The sequence below is a fragment of the Nitrospira sp. genome, assembly GCA_030692565.1.
GTDB lineage: Bacteria > Nitrospirota > Nitrospiria > Nitrospirales > Nitrospiraceae > Nitrospira_D.
This window is the reverse complement of the sequence record JAUYAO010000059.1, coordinates 1-18967: the sequence shown is the minus strand read 5'-3', so window position 1 is coordinate 18967 and position 18967 is coordinate 1. Positions and strand designations below refer to the sequence as shown.

Here is an 18967-nt window from a genome sequence, read left to right as displayed (position 1 = left end):
CACACCATGCATATAGCCAGACGAAAAACCAGGCAGATCAAGGTCGGTTCCCTCAAGGTCGGCGGGGACGCACCGGTGTCTGTCCAGTCGATGTGTTCGACCGACACCCGCGATGTCGCGGCGACGGTTGAGCAAATTCGTCAGCTTGAAACGGCCGGCTGTGAAGTGATTCGTGTCGCGGTGCCGGATGATGAGGCGGCTGCGGCTCTCCCGAAGATCAAGGCGGCGATGACCGTTCCGTTGATCGCCGACATTCACTTCGATCACCGGCTGGCACTCAAGGCCGCAGAAGTCGTCGATTGCGTGCGCATCAATCCGGGGAACATCGGGGCCTGGTGGAAAGTCGAAGAAGTCATCAAGGCCGTGAATGAGCGAGGCATTCCGTTGCGTGTCGGGGTCAACGGCGGCTCGTTGGAGCGCCATCTGCTCGACAAGTATGGCTGGCCTTCGCCGGAAGCTCTCGCTGAGTCTGCACTGAATGCGGTCCATGCGTTGGAGGACGTCGGCTTCACCAACATGAAAGTGTCGCTGAAGGCCTCCGATGTGCATCACGCCATTGATGCCTACTGGCTGTTTGCCCATCAATCCGATTATCCGCTTCATATCGGCATCACCGAAGCCGGGACGGCGATGACCGGTGCCGTCAAGTCGGCCATGGGGCTTGGTTATCTGCTCTCGCAAGGCATCGGCGATACGTTGCGGGTGTCCCTCGCGGCGGATCCTGTCGAGGAAGTCAAAGTCGGTTTTGAGATTTTGAAATCGCTGGAGCTCCGTCATCGCGGCATCAATGTGATCGCCTGTCCGACCTGCGGCCGCGTCGAGATCGATGTGGTGAAGATGGCCAACGAACTCGAAAAGAAACTTGGCCATATCAAGACACCGCTCAATGTGTCGGTACTCGGGTGCGTCGTGAATGGAATCGGCGAAGGCAAGGAAGCGGATATCGGGGTGGCCGGCGGCGAAGGCAAAGGAATTCTGTTTAAGAAGGGCAAGCTCGTTCGCAAGGTTCCTATCGAAGAGCTGATGGATACGCTGATCGAAGAAGTGGAGCTTCTCGCAAAAGAAAAAGAGGCTGAGGCGAGCGGGGAGGTTGTCGCTTCCTCTTCTAACGAGGGATGGGAGTCGTTGGGGCCGGATCCCTCGCAATCGACGACGCTGGGTAAAGAGATTCCCGTCCTGCCTAATCGCTAGGGCGATTTTTGCACGCCCCGGCAACGATCTCCTTCTAAAACGGTTGTTGAGATACCGGATGAAGGGCCGCTATAATGCGCACCTTCGTGAGGCGCCGTACCCAAGTGGTAAGGGAGCAGTCTGCAAAACTGCGATGCAGCGGTTCGAACCCGCTCGGCGCCTCCAATTTCACACCTGTCCATTCAGTTTTGTCGCGTGTACCCGGTACGGTGTTACAGCGTCTGTCAGTCGAGTGAGGGCCCGCATGGCGCTCTGGCTGGGCCGAAATTGACTGAGTTTTTTGCAGGTGTTAGAATTCGTTGAGTTTTTGGATGCCTCCATGTCCGGCTGCAATCACCAGCCGTCCACTATATAACTTCATCGGAAGGAGCAGGGAATGGCCGTACCGCTGTCCCAGATGTATACAGTCACGAAGTATGTGCTCACGCAGAAGGTGAAGCGCGTGAAGCGCTATCCGCTCGTCCTCATGCTGGAGCCGTTGTTTCGCTGCAACTTGGCCTGTGCCGGGTGCGGGAAAATCCAATATCCCGATCATGTGCTCGATAAGCATTTGACCCCCGAGCAATGCTGGGCGGCGGCCGAGGAATGCGGGGCGCCGATCGTCAGTATCCCAGGCGGGGAGCCGCTCATCCATCCCAAGATGGCCAAGATTGTCGAGGGATTGGTGGCGCAGGAGCGGTATGTGTATCTCTGCACGAACGCCATTTTGATGGAACGGAAGCTGGATGAATACAAGCCATCGAAGTTTCTGACCTTCAGTGTGCACATGGACGGATTGAAGGACGAACACGATTTGGCGGTGTGTCGCGACGGGGTCTATGACGTTGCGGTGCGGGCCATCAAGGAAGCGTTGAAGCGCGGCCATCGCGTCACGACCAATACGACATTATTCGATGATGCCAATCCCGAGCGTGTCCGGAAGTTTTTCGATGAAATGATGACGCTGGGGGTCGAAGGGATGATGATTTCCCCGGGCTACAGCTATCAAAAAGCGCCTGATCAGCAGCACTTCCTCAAGCGTGAACGTACGCGAGAGCTCTTTTCTCGTATTCTCGGCAGCCCCAAGCGGGGCTGGCAGTTCAATCAATCGCCGCTGTTCCTGGACTTTCTGATGGGAAAGCGGGAGTACCAATGCACTCCGTGGGGCAATCCCACGTATAACGTGTTCGGGTGGCAGAAGCCCTGTTACTTGCTGCAAGAAGGCTACACAAAGAGCTTCCGCGAGTTGATGGCAGACACGGCATGGGATCAGTACGGAACCGGTCGGAACGAAAAGTGCGCAGACTGCATGGTGCATTGCGGATACGAAGCCTCGGCGGTCGAAGATACCTTCGGGACGGTGTCCGGGTTCGGGCGAACCGTGAAATTGACCCTCTTGCCTACCAGTCGCTGAACAGAGGAGTGCGAGTCGCATGACTGATACGAAGAATCACAGTGCCTCGGGAGCCGCCAGCTCCTTGCAGGGGCGACAGTTTGCTCCGCACTCGTTTGCAGAGCTGGCAGAGGCGATTGAGTTGGCGTTCGACTATCGCGGAGATGTGACGGTGACGCTTCGATCGGGCCAGCACGTGACCGGTTATCTTTTCAATCGGACGGTGAAGGGGCAGGACTCGACGTTTGAAGTGTTTCCCGAGGGTGATTCTGGAGTGCAGGTGATTCGGTATGCAGATGTCGTATCGGTGGCCTTTTCCGGAGAAGACACGGCGTCAGGCAATTCCTGGGAGAGCTGGGTTGCGAAAAAAGAGTCGGAGCGGAAAGCCGAGGCTGACCGGATCGCACAGGATGCCCGCGCCCGCGGGCATCTCTAGGCTCGCGCCGTTGTGTTTTCATCCCTTCCAGCGCGGACATTTCCCCCCGCGCCTCCTCTGAAAATATCCTCTTCGTTTGAGCGTACCAAAACACGCGTTCCCCTCTTGTTCAGGGCCTTTCTTCCTTCCATCGCAATTGACAAAGAATAGGGGCTATGCTACAAGAATCGGCCTTAAAATTGGCTGGCGCATTCGACGATACTCTGCAAGTCGTCGCGTGTCATGGGATGATCCGGAATAAGGGGATTGGCACGGACGAGTGGAGTGGAAACCAAGAAGGAAGTCTGGCTTTCGGTGGATCATCGTGGTCGCCACGGCCGGCATCTGCGTCTTCGTCACACATCCAACCATTCTGTACGCTACCCATGAAGCCGACCATCGGTATACGGTCGAAGGGTTCGTGTGTAAAGCCGATGGGACGCCGAGCGCCAATACTGAAGTCTTAGTCAAGGATACGAGAATTTCTTATGGGCAGACCGTCACAACGGATGACGGAGGGTACTATAAGGCAGCGTTTCACCTGCATAATGACAACCTGGGTGATCCGCTTCTGGTTGAGGTAAAGGGCGAGCAGCAGCACCATAAGATTCAGTTCGATCCGAAGGATCTTGAGAGTGAGCGAAGGATCCAGGTCAATTTCGGATCCGGTTGTGTTCATGATCGTTCGGCGCCTCCAACATGGTTGTGGGTGGTGCTTGGGGTGGTCGGCGGGTTGGTGGCTCTCTTGGTTGGCGTGAAAGTCGTTCGGTCTCAGCGCAAGCAGGACGGAAGGCGAGAGAAGGGGCAGGGTAAGCGGAAAAAGTAATCGGCCGGTCCGGGAGCGGAGTGGGGCGCTCGCCGGAGTGGAAGGCCAGAGATGATGGGGCATGTGCAGCTGTGGTTGTTTTGGTGAACGCAGAGTAGCGCTTTTGTAAGGGTCGGCCCCTTGCGGAGGCGTTTTTTTCTGCCTTGAAGATGGATGGGTCGGTAATGAAAAGCATTGTGGGGCGTAGAAAGGGAGTGGAGGAAATCATATGAAAATGTCGTGGCATCTGATGATGGTGTTGGGAATGGGCTTGGCGATCGCAGGCTGTGGTGGTGGTGAGGGCGAAGGCCCGGTGGTTCCTCCTCCTCCTGCCCCTGCCGAGTATGCCGATAAGCACATGCCTGCCGGCTGGTGGGCGGATGCGGCCAAGCTCGAAGAAGGGCGGAAGCTCTTCATCGGCGAGACGAATCCTGACGTGAATTGCGCCAGCTGCCATGGCAAGGACGGCAAGCCGGTCAAGGCGGGCGCCCGCGATTTCCGCGTCGGCGACCGGATGAAGCTGTATTCGGATGCGGTGTGGTTCTGGCGCATTTCGGAAGGCGTGCCGAACACCAAGATGAAGGCCTGGAAGAGCAAATTGTCGGACGAAGATCGTTGGAAGCTCGTATTGTATGAGCGCAACTTCGGATTGGCCGGCAAGGGTTGGGATGAAGGTAAGAAGGCGTGGGTCGATGCGGCGGCCGTGTCGGCGGCTCCTGCGGCGGCAGCGCCAGCGGCGGCACCTGAAGCAGCGCCGGCTGCCCCGGCTCCGGCAGGCAAGTAAGATTTCACTCTAGTGAGGAGGAGCGGCGAGGCATCATGAAAACATGGCAGCGCAGTCTCATGGCTCTCATTGCGCTTCTAGCGCTGTTCGGCGGGACGGCCTACGCACAGGCGCCGGGCACGCCGCCGGTTGAATTCCCTTATACCGGGAATCGGACAGCTGTCTGGATCGTCGCTCAGCTCCACATCCTGTTCGCAGGATTCATTCTCGGGGCGCCCATTTTCGTGGTCATCTCGGAGTGGCTGGGATACCGGAAGCAGGATCCCCGTTACGATCGATTGGCAAAAGAGGTCACGAAGGTCACGGTCATTCTGTACAGTATGACCGCGTTGACCGGTGGTCTGTTCATTTTCGTGTTGCTGGCGACCTATCCGCAATTCACGACGTGGCTGATCAATCACTTCTTTATCGTCTTCGCCGTGATCTATCCCCTGTTATTCATCGGCGAGACATTCGTCCTCTACCTGTATTTCTATACGTGGGATGCCTGGAAGGGAAATAAGAAGGCGCGGCATATCGCGCTCGGAGTGCTCTTGAATTTGATCGGATCGATTACGCTCTTTGTCATCGACGGCCCTACCTCCTTCATGAACACGCCGGTGAAAGCCGAGGGTGTCTCTCCCGTTGAGTTCCTGGCGACTGCCAGCATCTGGGACAAGATGTTCAACTACAGTTGGATGCCGCTCAATATGCACCGGCTGGTTGGAAATGTGACGTTCGGCGGCTTTGTGGCCGGCCTGATCGCCGCGTACATGTACATGGGGTCGACGAAGGACGAAGAGCGGGCCTATTACGATTGGATGGGCTTCGTCGGCAATATGATCGGTGTGGGTGCGCTCTTGTTCCTCCCGTTCATGGGCTATCTGTTGGCCTATGAGCTGTGCGACTACGATGCGTCCATCTGCCCCTATATGATGGCGGACCAGTTGTCGATGTTCTTTGAGATGCAGGGGGCGATGATCGGGCTCATCTTCCTGGCCAGTAACTATTACATCTGGCTCAGTATGAAGCGCATCGAGGGCGTCGAGAAGGTCCGTATGACCATTATTGCCCCGATCGTGATGATCGCGCTTCCCCTGGTCATGACGAAGGTGTTGACGGATTACCCGGCTCCCGATCCCAAGTCGCTGATGTTTCTCTTGCCGATGTTGCTGGCGCCGGCCATTCTCGGTCGCTTTATTCCGATCACGGTCTCCTCGCGGACGGTGATCAAGATCGGCTTCCTGATGGTGGTGGTGGGCAACGCGATCTGGCTCACGCCGCACGGGTTTGCTCCGACCGGAGCCAAACTGGTCGCAGAGTTGGAATTGCCGTCCGATTGGAACTTCCTGGCCCTGATGCCGGCGAAGAATTCAGCGGCCTTCACGCTCGTCTTCGTCACGGTGGTCAATTACATCATCTACAATCGGGCCGTGACTCAGGGGACGATCGTCTGGGGCAAGATCGATTATGCTTCCCAGTTCGTTCTGATTTTCCTGGCCTTCAGCGCGATCTGGACGATGGGGCTGATGGGGGCGGTTCGCTCGCTCCTGCGGAAATACTTTCACACGTACAACCTGCTGCCGGACTTTACGGCGGAGTCCTTTACGCCGACGCTGGCCTATTCAGCTTGGTACATCACGGGGATTACTGTGGTGTTCTATGCGGTGGTGAGTTTTGCGATTCTGGTGACGCTCCGCGCCTCGCATCCGAAGGAGCATGCGTCTGAGGGCAGCCCGGTTCCGGCTGGGGCGAAGTAGGGTTCAGATTTATCCCGGTGCATTCATAGCGACTTAGTACGAGGAGCACTATGGGCAAGGCAATCATGAAGATCATCGTCGGATTAGTGATCGGGGCCGGGCTGTGGGTGGCCACAATGACGTTCGATTTTCCGCCTGTTTTCCGATGGCTGTTCTTTGGGTATGCGGTGCTCGGCACCGTCGTCTTTTTGATTCTCGATGCCCCGACCATGAAGGTGATGAGCGGCGGCAAGGCGCTCGTGTCCCTTCTGGTCTTCTATGCCATTCTTTGCACGGTGTTCATCTCCGGCGCGTCCCTCTGGCCGCAATACGATCCGGAAGATGAAAAGGGGAAGATCGTCAAGATTCTGAAGGGCAAGCCCAACATTCTCGATCCCTGGAAGGCGGACGAAGTCATTGCGCGCACCAAGGAGCTGGATCTCAAGGCCAAGGAATTAACGGAACGGATTAAGGCGTTGGGAGCGGCGCAGGGTTCAGCCGGTCAAGATGCCGGCGCGGCTGCGGCGGTTCCTGCTTCTGCGGCAGCCTCTGGCGGCGATGTCCTGAAAATCGGCGAAGAACAATGGCAGCTGCAGGAATGTTATAACTGCCACAAGTTGAAGGGCGAGGGTGGAAAGAAGCGCGGACCTGAACTCGATAACATCGGGACGCTCTTGCCGCAGGAAGAAATCACCAAGAAGATTCTTGATCCCAAGTCCTACAAGGCCGAAGGCTTTGATGCCGAGTATGACAAGGGCAAGATGCCGGACAAATATAAGGATCTGATGGAGCTCAAGGATGTGCAGGCCTTAGCTGCCTGGCTCTCGACGTTCAAGAATACGTCCGTCAATACACCGAAACCTATCAAGATGAAGTAATGATGCAGCCGAAACTCAAATCAAAAGTCCGCGTGACGGACCGCGAAATCGGGGAAGTCTCGAAGGTCATCGTCGACCCTCTCTCCCATGAGATCAGCCATATCGTTGTATCGATGAATGGCAGCGGGGAGCGGCAAGTCGCCATGACGTTCGTGCAGTCGGTCAGTGAGAATCTCGTTGAGCTGCGCGCGGCAGCCGGCGACATTCTCGAACTGCCCCCGTTCAAGCGTGATGACTATGTGACGACGCATGAAGTCGAGATTGCCCATCTAGAAGAGCGTGTGCATGTCACGCCGGGTGAGGTGCTGGTTCCCTTCCCTGAGTTGGAGAAGAGCGTCAAGCGCCGTACGTTCTTCATGAACTTCACGCACGTCATTGGATTCCTGATCGGCCTCCCGATTGCCTTTCCGGTTCTGCGCTATCTCATGAAGCCCATGTATTCTCCGTTCGACAACGGATGGCTTAAGATCGGCAATGTCAGCAAGATCAAGCGGGACGATATCGGTGTCCAGTTCAAGTATAAGCGCAAAGTCAAAGAAGCCTACATGCCCGAGTCTGAGATCGAGAAAAACGTCTGGGTGTTGAAGGTGACTCCTGCGGTCCTGGATAAGGTGTATCAGGGCAAGGACATGGAGTTTAAGGATGCCTTCGGCAAGACCGTCTGGACCAATAAGAAAGATTTCCCCTTCGTCGCGTTTTCCGGGAAATGTCCGCACCTCGGGTGCGGGTATAAGTGGCGGCAACACAAAGTGTTGGGGCAGGTGTTTCTGTGTCCCTGCCATTTGAGCATCTATGACGCGTCAGGGAAAGTGCTCGACGGACCGGCGCCGCGTGCGCTCGACGCCCTTCCCATTAAGGTGTCTGCGACGGGCGAGGTCGAAATCATCGATATGGAATTCAAGGCCGGTACTAAAACTCAAATCCGGATCATCTGATCACTATGCAACAGACACCGTCCTCTTCAACTGAGCTTACCACACTCGAAAAGGTCATTGCCTTTGTCGACGAGCGGGTCGGCCTTAAGACGATTCAAGCGAAGATGCTCAATGAGCCGGTTCCCGGTGGCTCGCGCTGGGCTTACGTATTCGGCTCCATTCTGTTGTTCATCTTCATCATGCAGGCCGTCACCGGCATTCTGCTGATGTTCTACTATGTGCCCACCGCCGACCACGCATTTGCCAGCACGCAATACATCATTCACGAAGTCGACTACGGGTGGTTCCTCCTCAGTTACCATTTCTGGGGTTCGACCGCGATGGTGGTCTGTGTGTTCGCGCATATGTCGCAGGTCTTTCTCTGGGGCGCCTACAAAAGTCCTCGCGAATTGATCTGGCTGGTCGGTCTGGCCCTTTTCGGAATCGTCATGGGCTTCGGGTTTACCGGTTATTTGCTTCCATGGGACCAGCGCGCCTATTGGGCGACGACGGTCGGCGTCGAGATCATGGACAAGACTCCGGTCATCGGAGATTTCATGGCCCGTTTCCTCAAGGGCGGGGCGATTCCCGGACAAATGACGCTCAGCCGCTTTTTTGTCATCCACGTGATGATTTTGCCGGCGGCCTTGATGGGTCTTGCCGGGTTGCATATTTTCTTGTTTAGGGCCGCAGGTCCAGCCGGGCCGTTCCGTGGCACCCCGGAGGAGATCAAGGCGAAGACCGACTATTTCTTCCCGCGCCAAATCTGGAAAGATATCGTCGGGATGATCACGGTGTTCTTCACCATCTGCGCGTTGGCGTTCTGGGAGCCGGTGGTGCTCCTTGAGGAAGCGACGCCGGATCCTGGTGACTATCATCCTGAGCCGGAGTGGTATTTTCTGTTCCTGTTCCAATTGCTGCGGCTCAAAATGTTCGGTGGCGAGTTCGGTCAGTTTCTGGGCGCCATCGCCTTGCCTGGCGCGTTCATGGCCCTGCTGGCCGCGTTGCCCTTTATCGATAAGGATCCGGAGCGGAATATTTTCAAGCGCCCCATCGCACTGATCGGCTGGATTGTCGTGATGGCGATGATTCTGCTCTTTACCGTGGCTGCCATTATCAACCGGGAATTTTTGGACTAGTTGAGCGGGGCGACGTGAACCGCGCCCCAGATGAAACTATGACCGAGCGAGAATTACCGTCCCCTGTCAAGCTTGGATTGAACGTCCTCTGGTCCACTTGTTGGACCGGGTTCCCAATCAAAATTGGAATTTGCCTCCTGTTCCTGGCGCTGGGACTCATTCACTTTGAGACCCGCATCGGCCTGGCGTTCCTGATGTATCTCGCCAGTCCCGTGACCGTGTTCGCCATGCCGATTCTTGCCATGGTGGCCGAGCCGCATCTCGGCGAGGGCGCGGGGATTGCGCTGCTCTTCCTGATTTGTATCCCCATCGACATTTGGGCGACCGGTGTCGTGGCCAGAACGTTGTTTCTTGAAAAACTCAGCAAAGAACCGCCGGATGGACTTGGATTATCGCTGTGGCTCAAGACCGCCCTCGTGGGCGCGCTCTTTATGCCGATCTTGTGGCTGGTGGTGGGATTCGCCACGCAGACGGCCATCGAATTGTCGCACAGCCTCTTTGAAACAGAGATGCTGAAAGCGGTTCCCGTCGCCGAAAAGATCGGGATCGAACTCACCCTCTGGGGCGGCGTCTCTACCACCGTCCTGATCGTCATGATGCTGCTGGGCGTGTCTCTCGTCGGTCGTGTGATCCGGAGCGCGGCGCAGAGTGCGGGACCCGCATCAGGAGATTATCAAGCGTTGGTCACGCGGTGGGATTTGATGCGTGTGCCGGCCGATCAAGGGCTGATGCTGACGGCCACCACGCTGGTGGGCCTCGTGCTCTCGATGCTGTTTTGGGCCGGACTGCCGGTCAGTACGCCCCATCCGCATGAATGCTGCAAAAAGCCGGAAGTCAAAGCCGCGCCGCTGTACAAGCCCGTTGATACCCTCAACAAGGCCGAGAAGCATGTGGCTCAGCTCACAGCGCAGGTTGAGGCGATCGAAAAGCAGAAAGCCGAAGAAGAGGCAGCGAAAGATAAAGACAAGGGGAAGGCCGGCAAGGCCAAGCCCGCTGATGCCAAGGCACCGGTGAAGGCTCCAGCAACACCCTAAGACTGGGCGACGGAGAGGTGAAATCCATGATGCAACGGCCTGGAATGATTGAACGGCTCATTCGGTTCTTTACCGAATCGCCTGCTGCGGTGGCTGCCTTCGTGGCGACCCTGGGAGTGCTTGCCGCTCCCGTCGTCGGGCTGGCGGCGGATTCCGGCGGCGCATCGGCCGTGGCCTATCGCGACGTGCCCGGAATCGGCAGCCGGAACCTGGTGTGGATCGTCGCGCAACTGCATCTCTTGCTCGCGGGCTTTGTGCTCGGCGTACCGATTTTTGCGTGGTTGTGCGAAGTGGTGGGCTGGAAGAGCGGCGAAAAGCGCTACGACAAGCTGGCCAAAGAATTTACCAAGCTGCTGAGTTCCGCCTATTCGACCACCGCCCTGTTCGGCGGCATTCTGTTGTTCATCCTCATCGGCGCCTATCCCAAGCTGATGGCCTATCTCAGCGACATCTTCTTCCCGTCGTTCATGGTCTATTGCGCACTCTTCCTGCTCGAGACCGCGACGCTCTACATGTATTGGTACGGGTGGGATGCCATGTCGGAAGGCCGCAGCAAGGTCTTTCACTTGGTGCTGGGTTTCCTCCTGAATGTCTTCGCCTTCTTCATCATGATCATCCCCAACTCCTGGGCCACGTTCCAAGCGAGTCCGGTCGTCATTGCCGAAGGGTCGGATATGGCGCGGGCCTGGGCGGCGACATGGAACCCCACATGGTGGCCGGTCAATATTCACCGGCTGATCGCCAACGTGGTGCTCGGCGGCTATATTTGCGGTGCCTACGCCGGTATCCGGTATCTCTCCGCGCGGACCCCGGAAGAGCGCGAGCATTATGATTGGATGGGCTACGTCGGAAATTTCATCGGCGTGTTCGGTCTTCTCCCGTTGCCCTTCGCCGGCTATTGGCTGATGCGCGAAATCTACCAGTACAACCAGCAGATGGGCATCACCCTCATGGGTGGATTCCTCTCCTGGCTGTTCATCCTTCAGGCCATGTTGATCGGGGTGCTGTTTCTCGGCTCCAATTATTACTTCTGGATGGGCATCACACATCGCATTCCCGGGTCGGAGCTGCGTTATCGCAAGCCGATTCTGGCCATGTTGATCATCCTCTTGCTCTGTCTTGGGGTCTGGATGACGCCCCACTCGCTGGTGGCGAGTCTGGAAGAGGCCAGAAAGATGGGTGGAACACACCATCCTCTGCTGGGCGTCTTCGGCGTCATGTCGGCCAAAATGACCGTGTCGAACCTCATGATTCTCGTGACCTTCATGAGCTTCATCATGTACTGGCGCGCGGGCAAGGAAGACACCGCCACCTGGGCGAAGTTGGCGAATGCCGTGATGGGCGGAGTTCTCATCATTGCCGGTATCGTGGTGGTCGTGTTGGGCGTCTGGGGTTACTTCGTCCCGGCGATCGTTCGCATCAACTACTTCTCGACCTCGCAGGTGTTGCTCGTCATCTTCGTCATGGTCACCATCACGCCGTTGACGGCGTTGCTCCTGAAGAGCGCGAAAACCACGACCGAGATGGTGTGGGGGAAAATGCCGCCGCGCGCCGGGTATTCGCTGGTTCTCAACGCCATTATGGTCATTCTCTTGATGACCTTGATGGGGTACGCGCGATCGTCTTCACGGGTCCATTGGCATGTGTACGGCGTCATGCGCGACTCTTCGCAATACGCCTTCTCACCGGCCTTGGGTTATGCCGCCGCGCTGATGGCCGCCAACACCTTCATGTTCTGCATGATCGTGGCGTTCATCTTCTGGGTGGCGACCATGGGCGATAAAGCGAAGAATGCGCATGGCGGCAAAGAAAAGAGTGGCGACGGCCATGGGGCATTGCCGGCTATGGCGGGTGGCTCTCAAACATTGGACAAGCAGATCTAACCGGATCGTCTTGCTCAGAGGAGTCCTATGAGTGAAGTCGTCAAATTACAGTTGATTGGTCTCTCGGTCATCGGGAGCGGCGTGCTCATTCTGCTCTTTATCCGCTCGCAGTTTTTGCGGGTCATCGGGTTTGTGGCCATCGTCCTCGGCCTCTTCTCGTTGGTCGCCTTGGCCGTACCGCAGATGGCCTCATTGCCGCCGGCGGAAGAGAGCATCGATATCGCCAGTATCAAGACGCCGGCCGATATGGCGTCGATCGGCCAGAAGATTTTCTTCAGCAAGGGCCAATGCGCGCTCTGCCATACTATCGGCCCGAGCGAGTCCGCCCGCTGTCCCGATCTCAAGGGCATCGGGGCAAAACTGAGCCGCGAATTCATCTTCGAAAGTTTGACCCAGCCTCAGGCCTACATCTATCTGGACTATCGCCACGAGGGGCTGCCGAAGGAATATCCGGCCAGGATGCCCTACATCAATAAGAATCCCATCGGATTATCGAAGAATGAAATTCTCTCCGTGATCGCGTTCCTGCAGCAGATGAGCGGCGAACCGATCTCGGTGAATCCGTCTGAACTGGAAATGCCCGGGGCGGCTCCGGCGGCTCCCGTGAAGTCGGCTCAAGCTGAAACCGTGACTGTCGCGCAAGCGAAGTAAGGAGGGGATATGGGCGGCTCCCTCGTAAGGCCAGTGCTTCTGATTCTCTCGATGTATGTGTTTTTGAAGTTTGTGGTGCCCAATATTCCGGGCTCCGCCCCCTTGCCGTCCAGCCTGATTTTTCTGTACCTCATGCTGACGACGACGGGCATCGTCATTTTCGCGACCCTGAGCCGCGAGTCGAAGGATGCCTTCTTCGCTCCGATCCTGAATTTTCTCACAGGCGAAAACATCGGGGCGATGCAGGCGGCCCGCTACGGCTTCCTGATCCTCTTCCCGTTGCTGGTCGGATGGCAAACCTACGGGAGCACCGCGACGAGCGATGCGCCTCCCGCGGAAAACCGCACCATCCATCCGGCGCCTCCGGGAGAGTACACCGGGCTCTCGAACCCGGTCTCGAAGACGCCTGAAAACATTATGCAGGGGAAAGGCTTCTACGCCGCGTTCTGTTCGCCATGCCACGGCGGCAAGTTTGACGGCAAAGGGCCGGCGGCCCGCGGCTTCAATCCTCCACCCGCGAATTTCTCCGATCCCACTACGATCGCCATGCTCCAGGAGAGCTATCTCTTCTGGCGGATCAAGAAGGGCGGCGTCGGCCTCCCGATCGAAGGTATGCCCTGGAAGTCGGCGATGCCGCGATGGGAAGTGGAGTTGCCGGACGAGTGGATCTGGAAGATCATCATGGGCGAGTACGATGGCGCCCATCAGTCACCGAGAACGTGGGAATAATGCGAAGCGACGATCGGTCGTTGTCCTTCTGTGAATCGAATACGAGGCCCGTATGAAATCGGCGAATCAGATCAGACAATGGGTGAACGGAGTCGGAGCGGTCGCAGTGACGGCCCTCGTTCTGTCGGGAGCGGCTCCAGGCTTGGCGCAGGAAAGCGAGAGTGTGTCTGTGAGCGCGCCGATGGTCAAGGGAACCCTTCCCGTTGACGATCCCAATGCGGCTATCTGGAGCACGGCCAAGCCGGCGAAATTCCCGATGTCCCCGCAGGTCCATTGGCCGAACCGTATTTTGGAAACCACCGTGAAGGATGTCTCTGTCCGCGCGTTGCATGATGGCACGCAAGTGGCGATATTGTTGGAATATGCCGATCCGACGGAGGACCCTGATGACGCCGCCGCGATCGAATTTATGGTCGGCGACAAGAAGGCCCACTTCGCCCATGGTCAGCCGATGTCGCAAGTCGAAGGCGGCCCGGTCAACATTTGGTATTGGAAGAACAAGGACAAGAAGGGCGTGGATATGAACGCCCAGGGATTTGGGACGCTGAAGGTCCAAACACATCAAGACGTGAAAGCCATCGGAGCGTTCTCGACCGGGACCTGGAAAGTGGTCTTCACGAGGCCGTTGGCGACCGAGCATTCGGCCGAAGATACCCAGCTTGCTCTCGGCGGATTTATCAATATCGCATTCGCGGTCTGGGATGGACGGAAAGACGGATCAGGCGACCTGGTCGAGAAGGGGTCACAGAAGGCCGTGTCTTCCTGGTGGTATTTCCGTGCAGAAGCGCCGCCGGATTATTCCGGCTACTACTACGCGGCCTTCGCGGCGGCCCTGGCGCTGGGGTTCCAGTTTGTCCTGATCAGAAAATTGAAGAAAGGACAGGCAGCATGAAGGCGGCAAGGCTACAAGTCATAGGCGCGGTCGCCGGCCTGATTGGAATCTGGGCCATGACCGCAGGCGGCTGTGCCAGTGAGCAGCAGAAGAAGGGGCACGAACTCTATACCCACTACTGCATGCATTGTCACGGCGAGAGCGGACGGCAGAACGAAGGCTTCAACTGGTCATCCATGCCGGATCCCAAGCCGAAAGATCTTTCGAATAAATCAGAAATGAGCACCTTCAAAGACGAGGATATTTTCAATACGATCTCTCGCGACATGAAGGACACCAGCCCGGGTGGAGATAAGATCGGCGACGACGACTTCGCCGTGCCGACGATGCCCACCTTCAAGTACACATTGTCCGAGGATGAAATCTGGGCGATCGTCGGGTATGTGCGGACGCTGCACGGGATGAAGCTGGAGTTCAAGGTTGAAGAGCGCAAGAAAGAATTGACCGATGCGCTGAAGACGGCCCAGGACAGTTTCGATCAGTCCAAGCAGGCCTATGAAGCGGCCGAGAAGAAGGCCAGCGAGGAAGCCGAGAAAAAGAGCGAAGCCACGAAGAAGGACGTGGAAGTGGATGAAGCGTCCTATGCGAAAGAGCAGGCTGTGATGGTTGCCGCCAAGAAGGCGCTCGATACTGCGCAGGGTATGCTCAATAATTTCGGGACTCGCCCAGGCAAAGGCCTGAATATCACGCGCCCGGACATGACGATGACGCCTGAGCAAGCCACGCAGCAGGCCGAACTGGGCAAGCGTCTCTATCAGAACAAGTATGGTTGCAACGGTTGCCACAGCTTGGCGGGCGAAGGCGGCAAAGTGGGTCCGGCTCTGGACCGCGCGGGCTTCCGGCTCAATTCGACCTGGGTGTATCGCTGGTTGAAGAACCCGCAGGCCATGAAGGCCGAAACCAGGATGCCGGCTCTGGGCCTCAGCGACGCAGATGCCAAAGCGGTGAGCATGTACTTGAACACGATGCGCGCGCCCAAAGCCGAAGAACCGGTCGCAGAGAAGCCGGCGAGCTGAGCCGCGCTTACCAGATGAATCCGGCGATCAGTCCGGCGAAAATCGCCAGTCCGACCCACACGTGAGCCTGAAACATTCGGAATGCCTGCGACGGGGTTACCGCCCCGCGCAGGATTCTGGTCTGCATCGCAAAAAATACACTCACAGCGCCCAGCATCAGAAAGTAGGGCCAGCCGATTCCGGTCTGCAGGCCTGCTGCGATTAAGAGCACCAGCATCACGCCCAGCATCAGACCGACCGCGAGCCAGAGAAATGAGCCAAAGAAGAGCGCGGACGATTTCACGCCGATGCGCCGGTCATCCTCCAGATCTTGAATGGCATAAATAGTGTCGTAGGCGATCGCCCAGACGATGGTGGCGGCAAAGACAGTCCACGCAGTCGGTTCAAGCGTTCCTCTGGCGGCCGACCAGGCCATGATCGTGCCCCAGCCGAACGCCAGGCCGAGCATCGCCTGAGGAATATGCAGGACGCGCTTTGAAAATGGGTACAGCGCGGCCAAGAGCAGGGCTATCGGTGAGAGCCACAGGGTGAGCGGATTGAGCAGCCACAAGAGACCGGCAGCGGGGACGAAGAGCATCGCGAGGACGACGAAGGCCTGCCGTCTCGTCAATTCTCCTGAGGCCAGCGGGCGGGTTTTCGTTCTCGCGACTCGGCGATCGAATGATTGATCGGCCAGATCGTTCAGCACGACGCCGGCGCTGCGCATCAGAAATGAGCCGGCGGAGAAAATCGCGAGCAGGCGCAACGAGGGGATTCCGTGTTCCGCTAGGGCCAGAGCCCAGCAGGTCGGCAGTAATAAGAGGGCGGTGCCGGTTTGATTGTAGAAACGAATCAAGCGCAGCCCGGATTCCCAGGGGGCCGAGGCTTGGATCGCGGGGACCTCTTGCGGTTGATCAGGCATGGGCGGGACCTTAGCCGAGGACGGAATAGCTGTCAATTTGTGATCTGAGTTGTGAACGGTCCTGCGATTTCTGTATAAAACAGTGGTGCAACGAGTGATGCTACGACGACATCAGACGGGTTGGTTCCGTGCTTCCATCGGGCTCTTGCTCATGGGGATTGCGCTGACCACGGGGACGGCCTGCTCGTGGTTCAAGCGAGCCGACGGCTTGGCGGGGATCGCGCCCATCGCGCTCTCGCCGGTTTTGCGGGTGCCCCCCTCGATGGCCACGTCGACCATTGCCTACCAAAACGCCTGCGGAGCGGCAGCCACAGTGCCTATCGGCAGTCCCTTAGTCGCTGCGCTCCAACAAAAGATGGGCCGGGTATTTCAGCATGTGGTGACGGATCAAGCCGTATCGTCGGACGGCGTCATTGAGGCGGCCGTCGGCTTGAAGCAGATCGATCTGGCGATTCCCCGGCGTATCAAGAAATCCTATCCGGTCACCGTCACCGTCGGCCTCGACGTCGCGTATCTGGCCGGCGATGGCTCGACGTTGTGGACGAAGAAGCTCCAAAGTTCCGGTCTCGGCGAGGTCGAGGTGCAGGAAACGTCGTGCGACGTGACGGGGCTGGAATCCGTCGTCAAAGAAGCGATCGATCTGGTGGCCGAAGGCGCGGCGAAACAGATCAGCGACTCGATCAAGATTCGTGAATATGCCGGAGCCAAACCGAGCCGCGGGCCGGCCCTCGCACCGGTTTCCGCCATGCAGCCCGCTACCGTATCCGATGTCGCGGCTGTGTCTGCCCGGCCGGTGGAGCCGTCGGCGCAGGCATCCCGTGAGAGGCTGCCGGTTGTCCAGAGCGCTGCCGAAATCCCGTCGAATCAAGCGGGGGAGGCCTCGGCGATGCTCACGTTCCGGGTCATCCTTCGGGATGACAACCGGGATCACATTCTTCAGCCGGATGAGCCTCTGACCGTTGATGTGGAAGTGAAGAATGAAGGGCGTACCGAGGCGCAAGGCGTCGAGGTCCTGGTGGAAGGGACCGGAGTCCTGACCGCCCAGCTCCCGTCAACCATCGCCGTCGGCGATGTCCTGCCGGGAGAAATCAAGCGTGTGACCGTGACGAAACCGATGACTAGCGCGAAAGAATCACTGCGCGGGGAATTGCTGTTCGGACTTCGATCCGTCTCGCCCCTGGCCCAGATCCCGCCGGTCAAGAAATTCACCATCCTGATCAAGCCGAGTCCGGCAGACGGAACTCAGGCGGCGATGGACGTCGATCAGCCGCCGAAGGGAACGGCGGCGCTCAAGCAGCAGAAAGCGGTCGTCGTGGCGGTCGGCGTGGGCCGCTTCCGCGATGCCCAGGTGCCGTCTGTGAAATTTGCGGCCCGGGATGCCGAGGTCATGGCCGCCTACCTGCAATCCATCGCAGGGCTGCCGGCCGACCGCGTGCGGGTGTTGACCGACGGGCATGGGCTCAAACAGGATCTGGCCGAGACGTTCGATGAATGGCTGCCGAAGCGTGTCGATCCCAGCACGGTGGTGTATGTCTATGTCGCCGGACGGGCACTGGTCGACGGGGTCACCGGCGCGGTGGCGCTGGTGCCGTACGACGGCACGACCGCGTCGACGGGCCGCCTGTATTCCATCCGCCGCTTGCAAGAAGCGCTGGGGCGCCTGCCGATCCAGCGGGCCATCCTCATGTTCGATGTCTCTTTGGAACATGCGGCAGGAGCCGATCCGGCCACCGGCGCGGCTCCGGTGTGGGAGGTCGGTGCGACGGACGCGAGCGCCAAGATGATGTGGATGATCGGAAACAATGGACTTCAAGAATCCCAGGCCTTTGAACCAGGCCGGCACGGACTGTTTACCTATCAGCTGCTCCGGGGCCTGCAGGGACCGGCCGATCTCGATCGCGACGGGACGGTGGCGGCGGGTGAACTCTGCGCGTTCGCCCGCGGCGAAGTCGCCCGCATGACGAGTGAGCAGATCGGGAGTAGTCAACAGCCGGTCTGTTTGCCGGCTCCCGGCCAAGGGGCATTGGTTCGGATCCAGCCCATGGCGAAAGGGAACAATCCGAAGCCGGTGGTGCCGGTCAAGAAAGAAGTTCCCGGACCGGGAGAGATTCCCGGCTCGTCGCCGGCGGGGGTCGGGCCAGGGCAGTAAATGTGACGGAGCAGCGCTCCTTCGTTGACAGGCCGCAGGCTGCGCCGCTATCATTGCGTCGGGCTCGCGGGACAGCGTACAGGATGCCCGAGCCATTCGCCACATGTCAGGATCGCCGACGTAGCTCAGTTGGTAGAGCAGCTGTTTCGTAAACAGCAGGTCGCCCGTTCAATCCGGGTCGTCGGCTCCATCCCTTCTTCTCAAATCATTGAACGGGCGAACTGCGGGGGATTCGAAGGGGGTGCGCCCCCTTCCATCTTTCCCCTCCTTCGTAAGGAGGGGCAGGGGAGGTCGAGTCTTTCTGCATCTGCGGCGGGTCGGTGAGCCGATATTGCTGCGGCAGCCACCACAAGTCTCTACCCCTCCTCGCCTCCCCTTGTATCTTAGAGGAGGCCGTGATGCATACTACAAGTCATCACCTGACGGAGCATGACAGACCGTCTCCCCTTCGGTCTCCACAGGCCGCTTGTAAGCGTGGGTCGTCCTGCTCCGCCTC

Annotated in this window: 17 protein-coding genes and 2 tRNA genes; 18 read left to right on the top strand and 1 reads right to left on the bottom strand. The window is 58.2% G+C overall.

The annotated features are described in order from the left end of the window. Window positions 1–6 precede the first annotated feature (6 nt). The 16 genes from ispG (at window position 7) to Q8N04_19895 (ending at window position 15421) form a co-directional block, all read left to right on the top strand. Window positions 7–1191 (top strand): flavodoxin-dependent (E)-4-hydroxy-3-methylbut-2-enyl-diphosphate synthase, encoded by a 1185-nt coding sequence (gene ispG, locus Q8N04_19970; protein MDP3092954.1) that lies wholly within the window; start codon window positions 7–9, stop codon window positions 1189–1191. A 90-nt stretch (window positions 1192–1281) separates the two neighbouring features. Continuing rightward, window positions 1282–1356, top strand: a tRNA-Cys gene (locus Q8N04_19965). 211 nt (window positions 1357–1567) lie between these two features. Then, window positions 1568–2584 (top strand): adenosyl-hopene transferase HpnH, encoded by a 1017-nt coding sequence (gene hpnH / locus Q8N04_19960; protein ID MDP3092953.1) that lies wholly within the window; start codon window positions 1568–1570, stop codon window positions 2582–2584. A 19-nt stretch (window positions 2585–2603) separates the two neighbouring features. Continuing rightward, on the top strand, window positions 2604–2999 hold the full coding sequence (locus Q8N04_19955; protein ID MDP3092952.1) for a hypothetical protein: 396 nt from the start codon (window positions 2604–2606) through the stop codon (window positions 2997–2999). 304 nt (window positions 3000–3303) lie between these two features. Continuing rightward, window positions 3304–3804, top strand: coding sequence for a hypothetical protein (locus Q8N04_19950; protein ID MDP3092951.1), 501 nt, complete (start codon window positions 3304–3306; stop codon window positions 3802–3804). A 208-nt stretch (window positions 3805–4012) separates the two neighbouring features. Beyond that, window positions 4013–4567 carry a c-type cytochrome gene (locus Q8N04_19945; GenBank protein MDP3092950.1) on the top strand — a complete coding sequence of 185 codons (555 nt, stop codon included), beginning with the start codon at window positions 4013–4015 and terminating at the stop codon, window positions 4565–4567. A 35-nt stretch (window positions 4568–4602) separates the two neighbouring features. Next, the gene (locus Q8N04_19940) at window positions 4603–6306 is read left to right on the top strand and encodes a cytochrome ubiquinol oxidase subunit I (GenBank protein MDP3092949.1); all 1704 of its coding nucleotides are present in this window, start codon (window positions 4603–4605) and stop codon (window positions 6304–6306) included. 50 nt (window positions 6307–6356) lie between these two features. Further along, the gene (locus tag Q8N04_19935; GenBank protein ID MDP3092948.1) at window positions 6357–7163 is read left to right on the top strand and encodes a cytochrome c; all 807 of its coding nucleotides are present in this window, start codon (window positions 6357–6359) and stop codon (window positions 7161–7163) included. Beyond that, window positions 7163–8098, top strand: coding sequence for a ubiquinol-cytochrome c reductase iron-sulfur subunit (locus tag Q8N04_19930; GenBank protein MDP3092947.1), 936 nt, complete (start codon window positions 7163–7165; stop codon window positions 8096–8098). Before Q8N04_19935 ends, Q8N04_19930 begins: the two co-directional genes overlap by 1 nt. 5 nt (window positions 8099–8103) lie before the next feature. Continuing rightward, on the top strand, window positions 8104–9216 hold the full coding sequence (locus tag Q8N04_19925; GenBank protein MDP3092946.1) for a cytochrome bc complex cytochrome b subunit: 1113 nt from the start codon (window positions 8104–8106) through the stop codon (window positions 9214–9216). Between the two features lie 38 nt (window positions 9217–9254). Next, on the top strand, window positions 9255–10250 hold the full coding sequence (locus Q8N04_19920; protein ID MDP3092945.1) for a hypothetical protein: 996 nt from the start codon (window positions 9255–9257) through the stop codon (window positions 10248–10250). Between the two features lie 26 nt (window positions 10251–10276). Next, window positions 10277–12133 (top strand): cytochrome ubiquinol oxidase subunit I, encoded by a 1857-nt coding sequence (locus Q8N04_19915; GenBank protein ID MDP3092944.1) that lies wholly within the window; start codon window positions 10277–10279, stop codon window positions 12131–12133. 27 nt (window positions 12134–12160) lie between these two features. Next, window positions 12161–12784, top strand: a complete 624-nt coding sequence (locus tag Q8N04_19910) for a cytochrome c (protein MDP3092943.1) — start codon at window positions 12161–12163, stop codon at window positions 12782–12784. A gap of 9 nt (window positions 12785–12793) precedes the next feature. Further along, window positions 12794–13513, top strand: coding sequence for a cytochrome c (locus Q8N04_19905; GenBank protein MDP3092942.1), 720 nt, complete (start codon window positions 12794–12796; stop codon window positions 13511–13513). A 52-nt stretch (window positions 13514–13565) separates the two neighbouring features. Continuing rightward, window positions 13566–14405 carry an ethylbenzene dehydrogenase-related protein gene (locus Q8N04_19900; GenBank protein MDP3092941.1) on the top strand — a complete coding sequence of 280 codons (840 nt, stop codon included), beginning with the start codon at window positions 13566–13568 and terminating at the stop codon, window positions 14403–14405. Continuing rightward, entirely contained in the window at window positions 14402–15421 is a 1020-nt protein-coding gene (locus tag Q8N04_19895; GenBank protein MDP3092940.1) for a c-type cytochrome, read from the top strand. Before Q8N04_19900 ends, Q8N04_19895 begins: the two co-directional genes overlap by 4 nt. A 7-nt stretch (window positions 15422–15428) precedes the next feature. On the opposite strand, the gene ubiA is transcribed toward Q8N04_19895, so the two are convergent. Then, a complete protein-coding gene (ubiA, locus tag Q8N04_19890; GenBank protein ID MDP3092939.1) occupies window positions 15429–16322 on the bottom strand; it encodes a 4-hydroxybenzoate octaprenyltransferase in 894 nt (297 codons plus the stop codon). Between the two features lie 97 nt (window positions 16323–16419). Between ubiA and Q8N04_19885 the strand changes: the two genes are divergently transcribed. Next, entirely contained in the window at window positions 16420–18471 is a 2052-nt protein-coding gene (locus Q8N04_19885) for a hypothetical protein (protein ID MDP3092938.1), read from the top strand. A 114-nt stretch (window positions 18472–18585) separates the two neighbouring features. Further along, window positions 18586–18661, top strand: a tRNA-Thr gene (locus Q8N04_19880). Window positions 18662–18967: the final 306 nt, after the last annotated feature.

Bases quoted from the DNA above. Each gene is read 5' to 3' on its own strand.
- Q8N04_19930 (MDP3092947.1), top strand. From the start codon at position 7,163: ATGATGCAGCCGAAACTCAAATCAAAAGTCCGCGTGACGGACCGCGAA.
- Q8N04_19925 (MDP3092946.1), top strand. From the start codon at position 8,104: ATGCAACAGACACCGTCCTCTTCAACTGAGCTTACCACACTCGAAAAG.
- Q8N04_19955 (MDP3092952.1), top strand. From the start codon at position 2,604: ATGACTGATACGAAGAATCACAGTGCCTCGGGAGCCGCCAGCTCCTTG.
- hpnH (MDP3092953.1), top strand. From the start codon at position 1,568: ATGGCCGTACCGCTGTCCCAGATGTATACAGTCACGAAGTATGTGCTC.
- Q8N04_19935 (MDP3092948.1), top strand. From the start codon at position 6,357: ATGGGCAAGGCAATCATGAAGATCATCGTCGGATTAGTGATCGGGGCC.
- ubiA (MDP3092939.1), bottom strand. From the start codon at position 16,322: ATGCCTGATCAACCGCAAGAGGTCCCCGCGATCCAAGCCTCGGCCCCC.
- Q8N04_19905 (MDP3092942.1), top strand. From the start codon at position 12,794: ATGGGCGGCTCCCTCGTAAGGCCAGTGCTTCTGATTCTCTCGATGTAT.
- ispG (MDP3092954.1), top strand. From the start codon at position 7: ATGCATATAGCCAGACGAAAAACCAGGCAGATCAAGGTCGGTTCCCTC.
- Q8N04_19945 (MDP3092950.1), top strand. From the start codon at position 4,013: ATGAAAATGTCGTGGCATCTGATGATGGTGTTGGGAATGGGCTTGGCG.
- Q8N04_19885 (MDP3092938.1), top strand. From the start codon at position 16,420: ATGCTACGACGACATCAGACGGGTTGGTTCCGTGCTTCCATCGGGCTC.
- Q8N04_19920 (MDP3092945.1), top strand. From the start codon at position 9,255: ATGACCGAGCGAGAATTACCGTCCCCTGTCAAGCTTGGATTGAACGTC.
- Q8N04_19940 (MDP3092949.1), top strand. From the start codon at position 4,603: ATGAAAACATGGCAGCGCAGTCTCATGGCTCTCATTGCGCTTCTAGCG.
- Q8N04_19915 (MDP3092944.1), top strand. From the start codon at position 10,277: ATGATGCAACGGCCTGGAATGATTGAACGGCTCATTCGGTTCTTTACC.
- Q8N04_19895 (MDP3092940.1), top strand. From the start codon at position 14,402: ATGAAGGCGGCAAGGCTACAAGTCATAGGCGCGGTCGCCGGCCTGATT.
- Q8N04_19910 (MDP3092943.1), top strand. From the start codon at position 12,161: ATGAGTGAAGTCGTCAAATTACAGTTGATTGGTCTCTCGGTCATCGGG.
- Q8N04_19900 (MDP3092941.1), top strand. From the start codon at position 13,566: ATGAAATCGGCGAATCAGATCAGACAATGGGTGAACGGAGTCGGAGCG.